Source organism: Halobaculum marinum, assembly GCF_029338555.1.
Lineage (GTDB): Archaea > Halobacteriota > Halobacteria > Halobacteriales > Haloferacaceae > Halobaculum > Halobaculum marinum.
Map to the genome: position 1 here is coordinate 1,777,403 of NZ_CP119989.1, position 17,088 is coordinate 1,794,490.

At 69.0% G+C, this 17,088-nt stretch carries 17 protein-coding genes and 1 tRNA gene; 5 read left to right on the forward strand and 13 right to left on the reverse strand.

From position 1 onward, the window contains the following. Positions 1 to 54: 54 nt before the first annotated feature. From P0R32_RS09175 to P0R32_RS09200, 6 genes are all read right to left on the reverse strand, one after another. The gene (locus tag P0R32_RS09175) at positions 55 to 1,800 is read right to left on the reverse strand and encodes a tRNA uridine(34) 5-carboxymethylaminomethyl modification radical SAM/GNAT enzyme Elp3 (RefSeq protein WP_276236652.1); all 1,746 of its coding nucleotides are present in this window, start codon (positions 1,798 to 1,800) and stop codon (positions 55 to 57) included. A 142-nt stretch (positions 1,801 to 1,942) separates the two neighbouring features. Then, positions 1,943 to 4,054: a DHH family phosphoesterase gene (locus P0R32_RS09180; RefSeq protein ID WP_276236653.1), complete on the reverse strand. Its 2,112-nt coding sequence runs from the start codon at positions 4,052 to 4,054 to the stop codon at positions 1,943 to 1,945. A gap of 153 nt (positions 4,055 to 4,207) precedes the next feature. After that, entirely contained in the window at positions 4,208 to 4,810 is a 603-nt protein-coding gene (locus tag P0R32_RS09185) for a YIP1 family protein (protein WP_276236654.1), read from the reverse strand. 61 nt (positions 4,811 to 4,871) lie between these two features. Beyond that, a complete protein-coding gene (locus P0R32_RS09190; protein WP_276236655.1) occupies positions 4,872 to 5,459 on the reverse strand; it encodes a thymidine kinase in 588 nt (195 codons plus the stop codon). 161 nt (positions 5,460 to 5,620) lie between these two features. Continuing rightward, positions 5,621 to 5,705: transfer RNA gene (locus tag P0R32_RS09195), tRNA-Leu, on the reverse strand. 180 nt (positions 5,706 to 5,885) lie between these two features. Next, the gene (locus P0R32_RS09200) at positions 5,886 to 6,023 is read right to left on the reverse strand and encodes a hypothetical protein (RefSeq protein ID WP_276236656.1); all 138 of its coding nucleotides are present in this window, start codon (positions 6,021 to 6,023) and stop codon (positions 5,886 to 5,888) included. A 183-nt stretch (positions 6,024 to 6,206) separates the two neighbouring features. On the opposite strand from P0R32_RS09200, the gene P0R32_RS09205 reads away from it, so the two are divergent. Next, positions 6,207 to 6,800 (forward strand): DUF420 domain-containing protein, encoded by a 594-nt coding sequence (locus P0R32_RS09205; RefSeq protein ID WP_276236657.1) that lies wholly within the window; start codon positions 6,207 to 6,209, stop codon positions 6,798 to 6,800. A 188-nt stretch (positions 6,801 to 6,988) separates the two neighbouring features. Here P0R32_RS09205 and purF read toward each other — a convergent pair whose 3' ends face one another. The 3 genes from purF to P0R32_RS09220 all read right to left on the reverse strand — a co-directional run bounded on the left by purF (position 6,989) and on the right by P0R32_RS09220 (position 9,114). After that, the gene (gene purF, locus P0R32_RS09210; RefSeq protein ID WP_276236658.1) at positions 6,989 to 8,524 is read right to left on the reverse strand and encodes an amidophosphoribosyltransferase; all 1,536 of its coding nucleotides are present in this window, start codon (positions 8,522 to 8,524) and stop codon (positions 6,989 to 6,991) included. Positions 8,525 to 8,725: 201 nt separating this feature from the next. Then, entirely contained in the window at positions 8,726 to 8,902 is a 177-nt protein-coding gene (locus P0R32_RS09215) for a 50S ribosomal protein L37e (protein ID WP_144903464.1), read from the reverse strand. Beyond that, the gene (locus P0R32_RS09220; protein ID WP_276236659.1) at positions 8,899 to 9,114 is read right to left on the reverse strand and encodes an LSM domain-containing protein; all 216 of its coding nucleotides are present in this window, start codon (positions 9,112 to 9,114) and stop codon (positions 8,899 to 8,901) included. Before P0R32_RS09220 ends, P0R32_RS09215 begins: the two co-directional genes overlap by 4 nt. Positions 9,115 to 9,452: 338 nt before the next feature. Here P0R32_RS09220 and P0R32_RS09225 point away from each other — a divergent pair, with 338 nt between their 5' ends. The 3 genes from P0R32_RS09225 (at position 9,453) to P0R32_RS09235 (ending at position 12,879) form a co-directional block, all read left to right on the forward strand. Continuing rightward, positions 9,453 to 10,805 (forward strand): ribonuclease J, encoded by a 1,353-nt coding sequence (locus P0R32_RS09225; protein WP_276236660.1) that lies wholly within the window; start codon positions 9,453 to 9,455, stop codon positions 10,803 to 10,805. A 2-nt stretch (positions 10,806 to 10,807) separates the two neighbouring features. Continuing rightward, positions 10,808 to 11,857, forward strand: coding sequence for a geranylfarnesyl diphosphate synthase (gene idsA3, locus P0R32_RS09230; RefSeq protein ID WP_276236661.1), 1,050 nt, complete (start codon positions 10,808 to 10,810; stop codon positions 11,855 to 11,857). A 110-nt stretch (positions 11,858 to 11,967) separates the two neighbouring features. Then, positions 11,968 to 12,879, forward strand: coding sequence for a DMT family transporter (locus P0R32_RS09235; RefSeq protein WP_276236662.1), 912 nt, complete (start codon positions 11,968 to 11,970; stop codon positions 12,877 to 12,879). Between the two features lie 15 nt (positions 12,880 to 12,894). Here P0R32_RS09235 and bcp read toward each other — a convergent pair whose 3' ends face one another. The 3 genes from bcp to priS are packed head-to-tail and all read right to left on the reverse strand — an operon-like array spanning position 12,895 to position 15,574. Beyond that, positions 12,895 to 13,365, reverse strand: coding sequence for a thioredoxin-dependent thiol peroxidase (bcp, locus tag P0R32_RS09240; protein WP_276236663.1), 471 nt, complete (start codon positions 13,363 to 13,365; stop codon positions 12,895 to 12,897). Between the two features lie 55 nt (positions 13,366 to 13,420). Next, entirely contained in the window at positions 13,421 to 14,398 is a 978-nt protein-coding gene (locus tag P0R32_RS09245; RefSeq protein ID WP_276236664.1) for a hypothetical protein, read from the reverse strand. A 6-nt stretch (positions 14,399 to 14,404) separates the two neighbouring features. After that, complete coding sequence (gene priS, locus P0R32_RS09250; protein ID WP_276236666.1) at positions 14,405 to 15,574, reverse strand: DNA primase small subunit PriS; 1,170 nt, start codon at positions 15,572 to 15,574, stop codon at positions 14,405 to 14,407. Positions 15,575 to 15,763: 189 nt separating this feature from the next. On the opposite strand from priS, the gene P0R32_RS09255 reads away from it, so the two are divergent. Then, positions 15,764 to 16,618 (forward strand): eIF2B alpha/beta/delta subunit family protein, encoded by an 855-nt coding sequence (locus tag P0R32_RS09255; RefSeq protein ID WP_276236667.1) that lies wholly within the window; start codon positions 15,764 to 15,766, stop codon positions 16,616 to 16,618. 9 nt (positions 16,619 to 16,627) lie between these two features. Here the strand turns inward: P0R32_RS09255 and P0R32_RS09260 are convergent, their stop codons facing one another. Beyond that, the gene (locus P0R32_RS09260) at positions 16,628 to 17,080 is read right to left on the reverse strand and encodes a hypothetical protein (protein WP_276236668.1); all 453 of its coding nucleotides are present in this window, start codon (positions 17,078 to 17,080) and stop codon (positions 16,628 to 16,630) included. Between the last annotated feature and the right edge of the window lie 8 nt (positions 17,081 to 17,088).

Here is a 17,088-nt window from a genome sequence, read left to right on the forward strand (position 1 = left end):
CGGCGGTGTGAGAGGTCTTGGCACGTGGCTACCGTCGGGGCGGGTCGTCCTGCCCTACAGCCGCTTGCTCACGTACGGGCCGTCTTGGTGGTAGCCGAGTTTGTCCCGGTAGTAGCCGCGGACGCCGATGCCCGAGATGACCGACAGTTTCGAGAACCCGGCGTCGGCGGCGATGTCCTCGGCCTCGCGTAGCAGTCGCCGACCGTAGCCGCGGTGTTGCCAGTCGCCGTCGCGCCCGTCGTCACCGCCATCGAACGTCGCAGGCGAGCCGTACACGTGGAGTTCGCGAACGAGCGCGGCGTCGACCAGTTCCCGCCGGATCGCGTCGTCGTCGGCCGCTGGCCCGGCGCCGGGCGCGGCGTGGGAGTACGACGGGAACCGCAGGCGACAGAAGCCGACGAGGAGATCCTGGGCGGTGTCCTCGAAGCTGATGAAGTGTTCGACGCCTCCGCCGGACTCGTAGGTGGTCACGTCCAGTTCCACGTCCTCGGGGCGAGGGTCGGCGTCGTTGTGCCCGACCTCGCGGGCGCGGATGTCGCGCAACTCGTACCCTTTCTCCGCGGCGCGCTGGTCGGCCAACTGCCGGAGGTTCGACTTCCAGACCCCCGCGTCGATGAAGTCGGCGGGGATGTCGCGCTGGACGCGCTGGAGGCGGCAGTACGTCGGAATCTCGTTCATCGCGTCGGCGACGAGGTCCGCGGCGGCCTCGTTGTCGAGCGGGTCGAACTCGTCGCGGCGCCAAGAGTCGTACACGCGGGTGCCGCGCACCACGAGCGTCGGGTAGATCTTCAGGTAGTCGGGCCGCCAGTCGGGGTTGTCGAACAGTTGGCGGAAGTCCTCCCGGCACATCTCCCGGGTCATCCCGGGCTGGCCGGGCATCATGTGGAACCCCACCTTGAACCCGGCGTCGCGGAGGCGACGGTTGGCGTCGACCGACGCCTGATTGCCGTGGCCGCGGTGCATCTCGCGGTTGACTCGCTCGTACGTCGTCTGGACCCCGACCTCGACCTTCGTCCCGCCGAGCTTCAACATCCGGTCGATCTGTTCGGGGTCGCACCAGTCGGGCTTCGTCTCGAACGTGATGCCGACGCAGCGCACGTCCGACGACTCGTTGCGCGACTTCACGTCTTCGAGGTACTCGAAGTCGTACTCCTCGCGCGCTTGTGCGAAGCTCCGACCCTCCGCGGGGTTCGGGCGCGCGTCCGTGTCGTACTCGTTCATCGCTTGGAGCGCACGCTTGACGAACCACTCCTGGTAGTCGTGTGAGCGCGCGGTCATGGTGCCGCCCATCAGGATCAGCTCCGCCTTGTCGACCGGGTGGCCGATGTGGCGCAACTGCTCCAGTCGGAGCGTCACCTGTCCGTACGGGTCGTAGTCGTTCTGCTGGCCGCGCGCCGCCGCGGGCTCGTGGCCGGTGTAGCTCTGTGAGGAGTCGAACTCCGAGGCCGGCCCGCCGGGGCAGTAGAGGCACTTCCCGTGCGGGCAGGTGTGCGGCGAGGTCATGATCGCGATGGGCGACACTCCCGAGGCAGTGCGGACGGGCTTGCGCCGGACGACCTCGCGGACCTCCTCGCGTCGCCCCTCAGGGGCGCGCTGGAGGAGGTCGGTGTTTTGGGGCACCTTCGGCGAAGAGAACGCCGAACAGGCGTCGCGCTTGGCGGCTTCGAGGTCGTCGCGGTCGACCTCACCGTCGAGGATCTGTTCGACGAGGTGCGCGCAGGCCCGCTCGAACGCCGCCGGTTCGTCGGACTCCTCGGCGTACGCCGACAGCTCCGGATCCGAGTCAGCGGTCCCGCTCATTGCGTGTGAGTGGTCGCGTTCGGGGCCTAAGGGTTTCGTTCGGCAGAATCGTCGTGACCCGGACGGCGCCGTGCGGCGTCGTCGATGCTGTCGCTCCCTAATCGGGTGAGAAAATGCCGAGAACCGGACGGTTCGAGCCGCGTTACTGCAGTTGGCCGGCGACCGCGTCGACGACGGCGTCGGTCACCTGGTCGCGGCGACCCGCGAGGTACTCGATGCGGCCCTGCCGGACGCCGACCGCCGTGACACCCGCGTCGGCCACGGCCATCTCGGCGTCGCCCGCGGCGGCGCGCACGTCCACGTCGCCGTCGGCGCGGACGTACAGTTCGTCCGTGCCGTACACGACCGTGGCGTCGCGGTCACCGCGACGCTGGAGTTCGTCGGCCAGCAGCGTCGTCGAGGGGAAGTCGAAGCGGTGACTGAACGCGTCGGCGTCGAGCGTCGCGAACGTGAGCCCGTCGACCTCGCGCACTTCGATGTTCGCCTCCGCGGTGTCCAGTTCCGTCTCCAACTTCTCGCGGAACTGCCCGGCGATGTGGCCGGCGAGGTCGCCGCCCTCCGTGCCGAACAGGATGTCCGTGATGAGTTCGCGCTTGTCCTGGTAGCTCTGGTAGTACGCCTCCAGCGCGACGGCCTCGCGCAACTCGGCGACGCGCTCGGCGTCGCGACCCGCCTCGTCGGCGAGGTCGGTGTACGTCGCGGGCGTCCCCTCCCAGTAGCTGACCGCGGGGAGGTGTGCGAGGTCGTCGACCACGTCGTCGTTGACCGTCGCCGCCAGCACCGACGCGAGCGCGCCGGTCGTCAGGTCCGCCGTGTCGGCGCCCGCGAGGCCGGGGTTGACGAGCGTCGCGACGGCCTCGGCGATCTCTTCGTCGGCGGTCGCGGCGTCGACGACGACGCGCTCGGCGCCGTACACGCCCAGCAGGTCGAGCCCGTCGCGCGACTCTCGCGTCGACCCCGTGCCCAGCAGGAGCACGAGCGGCAGCTTCTCGTCGTGGCGGTCGCGGTCCTGGAGCATCCGCGTGGCGTCCTTCGTCGCGGCGTCCATGTCGTACACCGGTTCGTCGAGCGGGCGGCGCGTGAAGTAGTGGTACTCCGCGTCGCTCTTGGCGTGTTCCTCGCGGACGAGCGGGAGCACGGCGCGCTCGACGGCGGCGCCGGCGACGTAGCCGTCGGCGGTCGCCGCGTGGCGAACCACGACGGGGCGCGACTCGATGACCGCGCGGCGCACGGCCTCGGCAGCGTCGAGCAGGTCGTCGGCGACGGCGTCGACGGCGTCGTGCTCGCCGAGCGTCACCAACTCGTTCGGGCGCGCCTCGTCGGTCAGCGCGTCCGCGAGGCGGCGCTGCACCGCCTCGGCTTCATTTCCCTCGAGCGCCGCCAGTGCCTCCGTCTCCACCTGGATCTCGTTGCGCCGCACCTCGACCTCGCCCTCCAGGCGGACGATGTTGCCGACCTCGATGTCGGGGTACGCGCGGACGCCAGCCTGCACGAACGCCGCGCAGTCGACGACGCCCGTCTCGTCGCGCAGTTCGAACACCGTCGGGCCGCCCGTCTGGCGTGCGCCGACGACCTCGCCCTCGATGCGGACCTCCTCACCGACGCGATCGGAGAGCGTGCCGATCTCGACGCGCTCGACCTCGCCGTCTGGGGTCGCCTGCTTCTGCTCGCGGACGGCGTCGATGCCCTCGTCTTCGTCGGCGGTCTGGTCGGCACCGCCGGACTCGGCGGCGTCCTCCGTAGCCTCCGTCGCGTCCTCGGTGTCCTCGGCGCCGCTCTGGTCGGCCTCGTCGGCCTCGTCGGCGCCCTGCCCGGGGTCGTCGGGCGTCGGCTTGTGGGTCACGCCGCCGGCGTCGTCGTCGTCATCGTCGTCCTCGTCGCGTTCCAACTCGGTGGTTCCCTCCTGGATGAGGGCGCCGCGGAACTCTCGCTCGGACTGTCGGATCGACCACGCGAGGTCGACGTCGCCGTTGTCGCGGACGTTCTTCACCTGGACGAACACCGTGTCGCCCGGCTCCCAGTCGAGCGACTCCAGCCGCTTGTCGAGTTCCGAGCGGTGGAGCAGGCCCGTGACGTTGGAGGACAGATCGATGAACACGCCGAAGTCGGCGTAGCCGTCGACGATGCCGGTGTAGAAGCGATTCCTGACGAGCTGGTCGGGGCTGTTGCCGCGGAACTCGAAGACGACGTCCTCTTCGTGGGAGGAGCAGATGCGTCCGTCCACGGACGCACCACAGATGATACACTTACCCATTTGTGTGGAGCCAGAGTCCCCTGCCTAAAACGGTTGTCGAAATGCCGACGCGCGCGGCTCGCGCCGTCGCAAGCAACGATCGCCCGACGGTGGAGCGACACTGTCGATCACGGGCCGCCCCCGTCGGTCACGCACGCTCACCCGCGTGCGCCGTCAGATGACGTACCACTGCGCGAGGAGCGTCTCCGCGGCCGCGAAGCCGCGGAAGCCGTACCCGAACACCAGCGCCGCCGGGAGCGCGGTCGCGGCGACGGCTCGCCCGGTCGTGGTGTCGTGGACCTCGCGGATCCCCAGCGCGAGCAGGCCGGCCCCGTACAGAGCGCACACCGCCCGAAGCGCTGGGACCGGTGCGCCGGCGAGCGCGCACGGCGCGCTCGCGTACGCGAGCACCTGAACCGTCTCGCTGATCCCGGCGCGGTCCCTGACCAGCAGGATCAACAACACCGTCTGGAGCGCCGCCGTGAGGTGGAGGGCCGCCGGCGCGACGAACACCGCGACGAACAGCAGCGACACGGCGGCCGACACGCCCGGCCCGCCGAACGCCGTCGGGATGGTCGCCGGGTCGAGGACGAACCGGCTCCCGGCGAACGCGACGGCCACGCAGACGGCGAACACCAGTCCCGGCGCCTGGTCGCCCGGCGCGACGCCAGTTTGGAAGAACCGTGTCGGCCGCACGAGCACCTCCACCCACGCTCGGGCGACCGCCGCTGGTCCGCGTGCCCGTCCCCCCTCGGGGTTGTCGACCCACGTCGTCACGGGCTGAGTTGCGGCGGACCGACATTGACGGTTGCGATGACGGCGCGACCCGTGTGCCCCGTCAGTCGCGCCGGAGGACGTGACAGTCTCGACAGCGCGCCTGGTAGCTCTCTTCGGCGCCTACGAGGATGGTCGGGTCGTTCTCGTGGGCCGGTTCCCCCTCGATGAGCCGTTGGTTCCGGGTCGCCGGTTCGCCACAGACCGCACAGATCGCCTGGAGTTTGTCGACGTACTCGGCGACGGCCATCAGGTCCGGCAGGGGGTCGAACGGCTCCCCGCGGTACGTCTGGTCGGTGCCGGAGACGATGACGCGGCGGTCGTCCTCCGCAAGCGCCTGACACACGTCGACGAGCGTGTCCGAGAAGAAGTTCGCCTCGTCGATGGCGACGACCATCTCGCCGTTGAGGTCGTCCAAGATGTCCCACGGCCCATCGCCCTCGTTGGCGACGACCTGCGCCTGCCACGAGCGGCCGTTGTGCGACCCGATGCTCGTCTCGCCGTAGCGGTCGTCGAGTGCGGGCGTGAAGACGGCGATCTCCTGTCCCGCGATCTCCGCGCGACGTAGTCGCCGGAGCAGTTCCTCGGTCTTCCCCGAGAACATCGACCCCGAGATGACCTCGATCCACCCGGAGCCGGTGATCGCGTGCATACCAGTTGGAGCCGTTGCTCCGCGGAAAACCGTTACTCTCTGGCGCTCGCCCGTCGACGGCGACGTGGCGGTCGCTGCTTGGTGTAGCGTTCGGAAGGATTGTGCGTGGGTGCTGTCTGTAGGGCGCCCCGAAGGGCGCACAGCACCTGCATCCGTGTGGATGCGTGGGACCGGATTTGAACCGGCGGACCTCTACAGGACAGCGCCCTCAACGCTGCGCCGTTGGCCTGGCTTGGCTACCCACGCATCGTGCGTCAGTACGCACTTCGACGTATCCCGGTTACAGATAAAGGGCTTTCCATTCCGACGGGTCATCGTGGAGGAGTCGCACACCCCGCGGTCGACGGCGACGTGCTGCGCCGCCACCTGATCCGTCGCCGTCCCGACCGCCCGCCGAGGCCCGCCGACCGACGGTGCCGCGTTCGGTCAGTTCTGTCGCCACTCGGCGACACCACAGCGACCGCACTCGACTCGACCGTGGGTCACCCGCATCACCGTCGGTTCCCACTCGTGGCCGACGAACCGACAGAGGATCGCTGATTTGATCGTCTCCCTGGTGATCATTGTCGGCAACATGGACTCGATCCCATTGAAACTACGGGAATCGTTCAATGATTGCGGCACACACTTCGATAGACGGGTAATTCGTACACGGATCCGTCGTCGGTCGTTCGATCACCAGCGGTCGTCGCTTCAGCGGGTACTGTTCGGACAACGGCTTTGGTGCTCCCGCCCCACGCGCCGACAATGAGCACGGACACACCGCCGTCCGGTAACCGACTCCGCGGGTTCGTTCGCGACCACAGCCTCGGCGTCGCCGGCGTCGTCTCGGCGCTCGCGCTCGCCGTCGTGTTCGCGACCGCCGGTGGCCTCGTGCCGTCCGGCGCCATCCCGCGTGCGCCGACCGCGTTCCTCGAAGCGATCCCGACGCTCAACGCCGTCGTCTCGCTGTCGGCCATCGGCACCATCCTCGCCGGCGTCCGCGCCGCCCGCGGTCGCGACTTCGTCGCTCACCGGCGATTCATGCTCGCCTCGACGACGCTGTTCGCGACGTTCCTCGCGATGTACCTCTACCGCCTCGCGCTGCTCGGCACGACCGACTTCGCCGGTCCCGGAGTCGTCGAGCGCTACGTCTACCTCCCACTGTTAGCGATCCACATCCTGCTCGCGGTGGTGTGTGTCCCGCTCGTCGTCTACGTCCTCACGCTCGCGGGGACACGCCCCACGACCGACTTGTTCGACACCGCCCACGCTCGTGTCGGTCGGATCGCGGCGTCGCTGTGGGTGGTCTCGTTCGCGCTCGGTGTCCTCGTATACGTCCTCCTGTACGTCGTCTACTGACGTGAAGAGTGGGGGACGGTCCGAGGGTTCACGTACCATCCCGGGACCACGACCGCCCGTGCGGTGACGACCGCCGCGGGCCGCGAGCGGGTGTGCGACACGACGGTCCGCGGGTGAGCGACGTGTCGCCTGTCAGCACCTGAACGGTCTCCTTCCACGTCGGTCGCGGTCTCGTGGCGGGCCGTCGCTCAGTCGTCGGCGGGGGCGCCGTCGACGACCGGTCGCTCAACCTCGCGGTCGGTCGGTTCGCCGTCGATGTCGTACGGGTACTCGCCGGTGACACAGCCGAGACAGAGATCCGCCCGGGTCGACTCCAGCGCGCCAGCGACGGCGTCGATGGAGAGGTACGACAGCGAGTCGGCACCGATCTCCTCGCGCACTTCCTCCACGGAGCGGTCGGCGGCGATCAGTTCCTCGCGCGTCGCCATGTCGATCCCCATGTAACACGGGGCGATAATGGCCGGCGCGCCGATGCGGACGTGCACCTCTTCCGCGCCAGCGTCGCGGAGCAACTGCACCAACTGCGTCGAGGTGGTGCCGCGCACGATGGAGTCGTCGATAAGGGTGACCGTCCGCCCCTCGACGGTCGAGCGGATCGGGTTCAACTTGAGGCGCACCGCTCGCTCGCGCTCGTCTTGCGTCGGCATGATGAACGTCCGCCCGACGTAGCGGTTCTTCATCAGCCCCTCCGCGAACTCGACGCCGGCGTCGTCTTCTGCGGCGGCGTCGGCGTACCCAGAGGCGAACGCGCGCCCGGAGTCGGGCACCGGCATCACCACGTCGGAGTCGACGCCGGCCTCCTCCCACAGCGCCCGCCCGAGGTCGCGCCGCGCCTCGTACACGAGCGTGTCGTCGATGACGGAGTCCGGTCGAGCGAAGTAGACGTGTTCGAAGAAGCAGTGTGCGCTGTTGTCCTTCTCGAACAGTCGGTAGGAGTCGAAGCCGCTCCCGTCGGGTTCGAGGACGACCAGTTCCCCGGGGCGTACGTCCCGGACGAGTTCCCCGTCGAGCGTGTCGATGGCCGCCGACTCACTGGCGATCACGTAGCCGTCGTCGAGTTCGCCGATACACAGCGGGCGATTCCCTTGCGGGTCGCGCACGCCGATCACCGTGTCGTCGTGCATCACGGTCAGTGAGTACGAGCCGTGGATCCGGCTCATCGTCCGCTTGACGGCGCGGATGAGGTCCGACTCCAGCAGGTTGCGCGCGAGGTCGTGCGCGATGACCTCGGTGTCACCCTGCGACGTGAACGCGTGGCCTGCGCCGGCGAGTTCGTCGCGGATCTCGTCGGCGTTGACGAGGTTGCCGTTGTGCGCGAGGCCCAACGCGCCGGACTTGAACGACACCGAGAACGGCTGGGCACAGCAGGCGTTCACGCCGCCGGCGGTCGGGTAGCGGACGTGGCCGATCCCGGCGGACCCGGCGAGGCTGTCGAGGTCAGACTGCGTGAACGCGTCGCCCACCAGCCCCATCTCCACGTGGCTGTGCTGTTGGAAGCCGTCGTGGGTAGCGATCCCCGCGGAGTCTTGCCCGCGGTGTTGGAGCGCGTACAGCGAGTAGTACAGCGGCCGGGCGGCGTCGCGGTCGGCCAGTGAGACGCCGACGACGCCGCACTTCTCGGTCGGCCCGTCGACGGGGGTCGGCTCGCGCGAGCCGTCGCCGAGCGGTTCGGTGAGCGATGTGACCGGCGCCGACGTACCCTCCCCGGGGTCGCCCTGTGGCATGGGAGGTACTGGTAGCCGACTCCACAAAAACCCTCGTTATCGTGTGTAGGTGGCCGGTAGATGCCCGCGAGCTATACACGAACGCGCATATGTCCGGCTTCCTCCGCACGGGACCGGCCGCGTGGCTCGGCGTGGTGTTCTCGTGTGTGCGTCGACGGCGCAGACGCTACGGAAGCTGAGAGACGTGAGAGAAGAATCGGGTCAGTTGTCGCCGGCCTTCGACTGCCACTCGTAGCCCCGGCGCTTCGCCGACTTGCCGAAGCCACACGAGGAGCACTTCTTCTTCTTCACGTGGTAGGACTTCTCGCCGCAGCGTCGACATTTGACGTGCGTCGTCTTGTTCTTCTTCCCCTGAGACGGCGTTCCGGCTCCGGTCATGCGTTGATCGAGACGACGTTGTCGCCACGGATAATCGTTGTGTCTTCCACTTCGTCGTCCGTAGCGCCCTCCAACTCGGTCGGATCGAGCACGACGTTCATGTGTTGGTCGTAGCCGGCGAGGACCCCGAAGTGCGCGGTCCCGTCTTTCAGGTGAACGGTCACCGGCGTGTCCAGAGCGTCCTCCAGTACGTCGAGCGGGCGGCCAGTCATGTTCGCCACGTCGGCAGATTCCGGTTTAAGCGTACCGGACGCGTGACGGGGCGGACCCGCCGTCCGCGGCGACTCTTGGGCCCGGTCGCGGGGGGCCGCTCCGGCGAGCGTCATGCGACCGGCTCGCGAACCCGCACAGTTTTAACACGTGACCGATACGCTACGAACACCACAGGCCCGCGGGTAAGTACGGGGATCGGCCTCGTATTGCGGGATTGCGGACCGACGCGCTGCAAGACGCCGGGGTCCACAGTGACCCGTACCGGGGCTTTCCGTACGAGCAACGGCCGCGCACGACGCGCGGGATTCAGACGCTCGCAACACCGAACGAATACACCATGGAAGTAGAAATCGCAACAATCGGCGGCTACGAGGAAGTCGGTCGCCAGATGACGGCAGTCCGAGCGGGAGACGACATCGTCGTGTTCGACATGGGCCTCAACCTGAGCCAGGTCCTGATCCACGACAACGTCGAGACAGAGAAGATGCACAGCCTCGACCTGATCGACATGGGCGCCATCCCGGACGACCGGGTCATGAGCGACATGGAGGGCGACGTGCAGGCCATCGTGCCGACGCACGGTCACCTCGACCACATCGGCGCCATCTCGAAGCTGGCGCACCGCTACGACGCGCCCATCGTGTCGGCGCCGTTCACGATCGAACTGGTCAAACAGCAGGTCAAAGGCGAGAACAAGTTCAACGTCGACAACGACCTCGTCAAGATGGAGGCGGGCGAGACGATGGAGATCGGTGACTCCGGCAACGTCCAGTTGGAGTTCGTCCACGTCACCCACTCGATCATCGACGCGGTGAACCCGGTCGTCCACACGCCCGAGGGCGCCGTCGTCTACGGCCTCGACAAGCGCATGGACCACTCGCCGGTCCTCGAGGACCCCATCGACATGAAGCGCTTCCGCGAGATCGGTCGCGAGGGCAACGGCGTGCTCGCGTACATCGAGGACTGTACCAACGCCGGCCGCAAGGGACGCACGCCCTCGGAGTCGGTCGCCCGACGCCACCTGAAGGACGTGCTCACGTCCATCGAGGACTACGACGGCGGCATCGTCGCCACGACGTTCTCCTCGCACGTGTCGCGCGTCTCCTCGCTCGTCGAGTTCGCCAAGGAGATCGGCCGCGAGCCGGTGCTCCTCGGTCGCTCGATGGAGAAGTACAGCGGCACCGCCGAGCGCCTGAACTTCGTCGACTTCCCGGACGATCTGGGAATGTACGGCCACCGCAAGTCGGTGGACCGCACGTTCAAGCGGATCATGCAGGAGGGCAAGGAGAACTACCTCCCCATCGTCACGGGTCACCAGGGCGAGCCGCGCGCGATGCTCACTCGCATGGGTCGCGGCGAGACGCCGTACGAACTGGACGAGGGCGACAAGGTCGTCTTCTCGGCCCGGGTCATCCCGGAGCCGACGAACGAGGGCCAGCGCTACCAGTCCGAGCGCCTCCTGAAGATGCAGGGCGCACGCATCTACGACGACATCCACGTGTCGGGCCACCTCCGCGAGGAGGGGCACTACCAGATGCTCGACGCGCTGGAGCCCCAGCACGTCATCCCCGCCCACCAGGACATGAAGGGCTTCGCGCCCTACGTCGACCTCGCGGGCCGAAAGGGGTACACGCTCGGCCGTGACATCCACGTCACGGAGAACGGGAACATGATCCAGCTCACCGAGTGACGATGGCGCAGGACGCGACGGCAGAACGGGTGCTCGCGGCGGTCGAGCAGCGGCGCGAGCACGTCAACGCCGCCATCGACGAGGACCTCCCGATGGCCGAGCCCGAGCGGCTGTACGAGGCCACCCGGTACATCCTCGAAGCCGGCGGGAAGCGACTCCGCCCGACGGCCGCGCTGCTCGTCGGCGAGGCGCTCGCGGAGGTCGACGCCGACGACGCCACCGACTACCGGTCGTTCCCGGCGCTCGACGGCGACGAGTTCGACCTCATGCGGGCGGCGGTCAGCGTCGAGGTCATCCAGTCGTTCACCCTCATCCACGACGACATCATGGACGAGGACGACCTCCGGCGCGGCGAGCCGGCGGTCCATCGCGCGTACGACACGGAGACGGCGATTCTCGCCGGTGACACGCTGTACGCGAAGGCGTTCGAACTCCTGTCGGACACCGGTGCCGACCCGGCCAACACCGTCGACGCGGTGAACCGGCTCGCCTCCGCGTGTACGCGCATCTGCGAGGGACAGTCCCTCGACGTCGACTTCGAGTCGCGCGACGACGTGACGCCCGAGGAGTACCTGGAGATGGTCGAGCTGAAGACCGCCGTGCTGTACGGCGCCTCGGCGGCCATCCCCGCGGTGCTGATGGGCGCCGACGACGAGACGGTGGAGGCGCTGTACCAGTACGGCGTCGACTCCGGGCGCGCCTTCCAGATCCAAGACGACGTGCTCGACCTGACGGTGCCGTCGGAGAAACTGGGCAAACAGCGCGGCTCCGACCTCGTCGAGGAGAAGGAGACGCTCATCACGCTCCACGCGCGCCAGCAGGGCGTCGACGTGGACTCGCTGGTGAGCGCCGAGACGCCCGCCGAGGTCAGCGAGGCGGAGGTCGACGACGCCGTCGCCGTCCTCGAGGACGCTGGCTCCATCGCCTACGCCCGCGAGATGGCCGAGGACCTCACCGAGCGCTCGAAAGAGCGCCTCGACGTGTTGCCCGAGGGGCCCGCCCGCGACCTGCTCGCGGACCTGGCCGACTACCTCATCAGTCGCGGCTACTGACCGGTCGCTCCCGGTCGGCGTTTTCACTCGGCCGCACCGACCTGTGAGCCGTCGGCCAGAACGAAAGCGCACAAGTCCGTCCCGCCCGGCAGATCGATCGTGAGTCGCCAGTGAGTTCGTTCCGAAACGCGGTGCTGTTCCTCGCGCTGGGGCTGTTCTGGGGCGGGGGCTTCCCCGCCATCGAGATCGGTCTGCGCGAACTGGAGCCGCTGTTGTTGGGCGCCTACCGGTTCGACCTCGGCGCCGCCGTCGCCCTCGCGTACGTCCTCTGGCGGTCCGACGACCCGCTGCCGCGGGGTCGCGCCGACTGGGGGGCGGTCGTCGTCGCCGGGCTGCTGTTCGTCGCGGCCAACATCGCCTTCCTCGCGTACGGCCAGCAGTACACCACCGGTGGCGTCGCGGCCATCGTGTACAGCCTCAACCCGATCTTGACGACGTTCTTCACCGTCTGGCTCCTCAGCGAGGGGAGTCTCGACGTCCGAGGGTACGTCGGCGTCGTCCTCGGCGTCCTCGGGGTCGGACTCGTCGCCCAGCCGTCGCCGACGGATCTCGCGGGCGACACGACCGTCGGCGTCGCGCTGGTGTTCGTCGCGGCGGTCGCCGTCTCGTTCGGGAGCGTCGTCACCCGCTGGCTCGAACCCGAGTCGGACGCGCTCCCCCGGACTGCGTGGGGAATGGCGCTGGGCGCCATCGTGCTCCACGTCGCCAGCCTCGTCGCCGGCGAACCTCAGCCGACGCCGGGGTCGCTCGGACCGGGGGTGCTCCTCTCGCTGACGTTCCTCGGCGTGTTCTCCTCGGCGCTCGCCTACGCCATCTACTTCGGTCTGTTGGACCTGCTGGGGCCGTTCGAGATCAACCTCGTGAGCTACGTCGTCCCGGTCGTCGCGACCGTCGCCGGCGCGGTCGTCCTCTCGGAACCGGTGACGCCGCTCACGGTCGTCGGGTTCTTGATCGTCGTCGCCGGCTTCGCGCTGGTGAAACGCGACGCGATCAGACGCGCACTCTCGTCTCGGTCCTGGTGACCGCCACCGGGCGCGTCACTCCTCCCGGAGGTCGTCGATGTCGGCGAGCAGTTCGTCGGCGTGGTCCTCCGGCGAGACGCCCTCGTACACGCGCTCGATGGTGCGGTCCGGGCCGATGAGGTACGTGTTGCGGAACACGCCCTCGACGACGTTGCCGAAGACGTTCTTCTCGCCGTAGGAGTCGTACGCCGCAGACACCTCGCCGTCCTCGTCCGACAGCAGTCGGAACGGGAGGTCGTGTTTGCGCGCGAACGCGGTCAGGTCGTCGACGGGGTCGTCGCTCACGCCGAGGATCACGGTGTCGCGCGCCTCGAACTCGTCGTGGGCGTCGCGGAAGCCGCACGCCTCGGTAGTGCACCCGGGCGTGTCCGCACGGGGGTAGAAGTAGAGGACGACGCGCTTGCCGTCGAACTCGTCGAGCGAGACCTCGCGACCGACGTGGTCGGGCAGCGAGAAGCCGGGCGCCTCGGTGCCGGTGTCGAGCATGGTCGTGGCTGTGGCTGCGGCGGGAAAAGCGGTGTCGGTGTCGCGCGGCGGCGGCCTACTCGATCGGTTCGGCGGCGTCGCGCTCGACCAGGGGGCCGGCGTTCGCGGCGGGGAGCGTCACCACGTCGTCGGCTGCGAGGTCGTACTCGATGTCGTCGACTCCGAGGATCTGGCCGACGTCGCGGGTGACCCGGACGGTTTGGCGCTCCGTGTCGTCGCCGCCGGCGTCGGTCGACTCAGCCGACTGGGACTCGCCGCCAGATCCGGCTTCCCCCGCCCGGTCCGGCTCCGACCCGGGGACGAACTCGCCCGGTTCCTCCACCGAGTCGGCGGTCGTCGCAGCCGACTCGGACGCGGGGTCGTCACTCGGCGTCGCGGGCGTCGGGGTCGACGCGTCGGACTCCGTCGGTGTGGTGTCGGGGTCGCTCGACGCCGACGCTCCACCCATCGCGTCGGCGAGGACGCCGCCCTCGTCGTCGTGCTCGGGTGGTGTGTCCGGTGGCGGCGACGGCGTGTCCGTCGAGGCGTCCGCCGTCGCCCCGTCGACGCTCGCGCCTGCGTCGCTTCCTGCGCCCGGGGTCGGTGCGTCTGCGTCGGCTGTCGTCGCCGCCTCGGCTGGCGCCGCCACGTCGATGTCGAGGTCCGCGCCGTTCTCCAACACGTCGAGGACGCGGTCTTTGTTCTGCTCGATGCGGACGACCAGGTCCTCGAACAGTTCCGCCTCTTGTATCGTCATCCCCTCCGTGTCGGTTGGGGCGCCCGCCGCCGCGAACGACGAGAGCTTCACCACCTTGCCGACGCGCCGCTGGTACAGCGACTCGACGACCTCCTCGGCGGTCTCGATTTCGTCGGAGAGTTTGCGCACCTGCTCGTCGGAGAAGGGTTGGTCCACGCTGGAAGCGCGCTCGTCGCGCTGGCGCTTGCGCTCGGCGAGGTACGCGCCCACGTCCTCGTAGAAGGAGTCCCGCAGGTGCTGGAGGCTGTCTTTCCTGCGTTCCTTCGACTGTACCGAGCGTAGTTCGTCCAGATCCATCGTGAGTTACTCCCTCGCCTTCTCCGCGCGTCCGCGCGCCATGAGGAACACGCCGACGTATTCGGGTACTGAGACGATTCCCTCCTCCACCTTATCTCTGTCGTCGCCCACGTCGACTCGCCCGGGGTCGTGGACGTCGACGAGGATGTCGCGCCCTCGGAACCGATCCGGGACTGCGTCGGTGAGCGGGTCGAACGCGTCGACTGCGTCGCGCTCCAGCGGGCACACGAGCAGGCCACTCCCACCGTGGATGCTCCCCGGCAGACGGATGAGCCGGCGGATGTCGGTCGTCACCGGCTCGTCGATGGGCGCGGTCTGTTCGGCGGTGACGCGTTCGGCGATGGCGCGCACGAGCGTCGAGGCGCCCGGACCCAACTCGACGTTGCCGGACTTCACGCCCTCGGGGTTGCGGTCGAGCACGCCGTAGATGGTGCGGGCGGTCTTCTCGCCGACGCCGTCCAACTCCTGCAACTCCGCGAGGGCGTCGGCTTCGTCCATCGCGAGCAACTCCTCGGCGTAGTCGACGAGCGCCTCGTGGACGCGACGCCCCCACCCGCCTTCGCGGCGAAGCTGTTTCTGGAGCGTCGTGCCCCGATCGTTGGGTCGCTTCTCGATGAGGCCGTCGTAGTTGAGGTCCACCGCGCGCACGTAGTCGACCACCTCCCGGCGCGCCTTGGAATCCAACTCGGCGACCGCGTCGTCGCGGACGTGGACGTGGTAGCCGCGACCGCCCGAGAAGACGACTTGCATATCCGACTCCGCGAAGCCGAAGTCCGTCTCCAAGACGTCGAGGAGCGCGAGCAGTTCGTCCTTGCAGGCGGCGAGCATCTCGCCGTAGCTCACCGCCTCGGGGTCGACGCCGGGGAGGTGGTCGGCGTCGAGGTCGAACACCAGGTCCGCCGAGCGCCACCCCTTCGCGGTCATCGACCCGTTCGCGGGGTCGTCGTAGCGCGCCGCCGAGAAGTACGCGTGACGCGGGGTCTCGCGCGCGAGGAACTCGCTCACCTCGCCGATGTCGAGGAGTGACTGGTGGCGGACCATCGTGGTACCGTCGCCCGCGGTGAAGGGGATGTGGCCCCACTCGCGCTCGTTGGCCTGCGGCGGCGGGGAGACGCTCGCGCTCCGGTAGTAGTCGCCGAAGCGGCCCTTCAGGTACTCGCGGGTGCGACGGTTCATCTATCGAGGTTTTGGTAGCGGCGTCGCCGGTATGAGTGTTGCCGTCTGGGTTCGATTTGTGAGAATGCGGACGCGTTCTGAGTGACCTCGTGTGGGCCTCGCGCGGTCACGCCCTGGGTATCCGTGAACCACCTCGCCGGCCCGAGAGGTCCCGGAACACCTAACCCCGAAAGCCCCGACCCGGCACCCATGATAGACGAGACGGTCGCCGAGATCCGCGAGATGCAGACGCACTCCTCGTCGGTCGTCGCGGTGAAGGCGGCACGGTCGCTCCGGGACCTCCTCGACCGAGAGTACGCCACGCTCGACGAGTTCGAACGCGACCTCGAACACAACGCCGGTGCGCTCCGCCGCGCGAACCCCTCCCACGCCAGCCTCCACCGGACGATGCGCGCGGTCGTCGGCGACGTGATGGGCAACGCCGACACCGTCGCGGAGGCGAAAGAGCTGCTCGGGGCGGCCATCGACCAGGAGGTCGCCCGCGTCGAGACGGGCAAGCGCGAAGCCGCCGAAACCGCCGCGACGACGTTCGAGGACGGCGAGGTGTTCCTGACGCACGACTACTCCTCGACGGTGTTAGAGGCCGTGGAGGCCGCCGCCGCGGGCGGCGCCCACATGACCGCGTACGTCACCGAGGCCCGTCCCCGGTACCTCGGGCGCAAGACAGCCCGCACCCTCGCGGCCATGGACCGCGTCGAGTCGCATCTCGCGGTCGACGCCGCCGCCGGCTACCTCCTCGAGGAGGTCGACCCCGACCGAGTCGTCGTCGGGATGGACTGCATCGTCGACGACACGCTGTACAACCGCGTCGGTACGTTCCCCATCGCCGCCGCCGCGGCGGAGGTCGGCGTCCCGGTCGTCGTGGTCGGGTCGGGCACGAAGGTGATCACCGACGAGTTCCGCTTCGAGAACGAGTTCCGCCCGCCGAGCGAGGTGATGCTCGAACCCGCAGACGGCATCCAGTTGGAGAACCCCGCCTACGACGCGACGCCGATGCATCTGGTAAGCGAGGTCATCACCGACGAAGGCGTCCTCGACGACTGACGGCGCGGCTCACACCCAACTCGCCACCGCGAGTGCGGCGAGTTCGCCCGACACGAGTGCGACCGTGCCGACGACGACGCCGACGAGGTCCGACGACGACAGGTGCGCGCGCAGCGCCGCACCCGCACTCGGGTAGCCCGGGTCGGAGAGTTCGGCGTCCGTGGCTGCCGAGGCGACGACGACCGCCCCCACGCCGAGCAACCCCGCCGCGGAAGCGTACGTCCCCATCGTGTTCCCGGTGATCGCGACCAGCGGCGCGAGGAGGCCGAGGCGGAGCGCGCCGAAGGCGAGAATCGGGACCACGACGGCCAGCGCGACGCCGCCGACCACCGCACGCGCGGGCCGGACGAACCGCCCGGCGGCGCCGTCTGCGACCGCCGCGGCGACGACACACGCGAGGAGGTGGCCGACCGCAAACACGGCGAGTAGAAGCAGCCTCGCGCCGGGGGCGATTACTTGCATCGGACTCA

Bases quoted from the DNA above. Each gene is read 5' to 3' on its own strand.
- P0R32_RS09225 (WP_276236660.1), top strand. From the start codon at position 9,453: ATGGAAGTAGAAATCGCAACAATCGGCGGCTACGAGGAAGTCGGTCGC.
- P0R32_RS09205 (WP_276236657.1), top strand. From the start codon at position 6,207: ATGAGCACGGACACACCGCCGTCCGGTAACCGACTCCGCGGGTTCGTT.
- P0R32_RS09260 (WP_276236668.1), bottom strand. From the start codon at position 17,080: ATGCAAGTAATCGCCCCCGGCGCGAGGCTGCTTCTACTCGCCGTGTTT.
- P0R32_RS09245 (WP_276236664.1), bottom strand. From the start codon at position 14,398: ATGGATCTGGACGAACTACGCTCGGTACAGTCGAAGGAACGCAGGAAA.
- P0R32_RS09175 (WP_276236652.1), bottom strand. From the start codon at position 1,800: ATGAGCGGGACCGCTGACTCGGATCCGGAGCTGTCGGCGTACGCCGAG.
- P0R32_RS09180 (WP_276236653.1), bottom strand. From the start codon at position 4,054: ATGGGTAAGTGTATCATCTGTGGTGCGTCCGTGGACGGACGCATCTGC.
- idsA3 (WP_276236661.1), top strand. From the start codon at position 10,808: ATGGCGCAGGACGCGACGGCAGAACGGGTGCTCGCGGCGGTCGAGCAG.
- P0R32_RS09215 (WP_144903464.1), bottom strand. From the start codon at position 8,902: ATGACCGGAGCCGGAACGCCGTCTCAGGGGAAGAAGAACAAGACGACG.
- purF (WP_276236658.1), bottom strand. From the start codon at position 8,524: ATGCCACAGGGCGACCCCGGGGAGGGTACGTCGGCGCCGGTCACATCG.
- bcp (WP_276236663.1), bottom strand. From the start codon at position 13,365: ATGCTCGACACCGGCACCGAGGCGCCCGGCTTCTCGCTGCCCGACCAC.
- P0R32_RS09190 (WP_276236655.1), bottom strand. From the start codon at position 5,459: ATGCACGCGATCACCGGCTCCGGGTGGATCGAGGTCATCTCGGGGTCG.
- P0R32_RS09200 (WP_276236656.1), bottom strand. From the start codon at position 6,023: ATGATCACCAGGGAGACGATCAAATCAGCGATCCTCTGTCGGTTCGTC.
- P0R32_RS09255 (WP_276236667.1), top strand. From the start codon at position 15,764: ATGATAGACGAGACGGTCGCCGAGATCCGCGAGATGCAGACGCACTCC.
- P0R32_RS09220 (WP_276236659.1), bottom strand. From the start codon at position 9,114: ATGACTGGCCGCCCGCTCGACGTACTGGAGGACGCTCTGGACACGCCG.
- priS (WP_276236666.1), bottom strand. From the start codon at position 15,574: ATGAACCGTCGCACCCGCGAGTACCTGAAGGGCCGCTTCGGCGACTAC.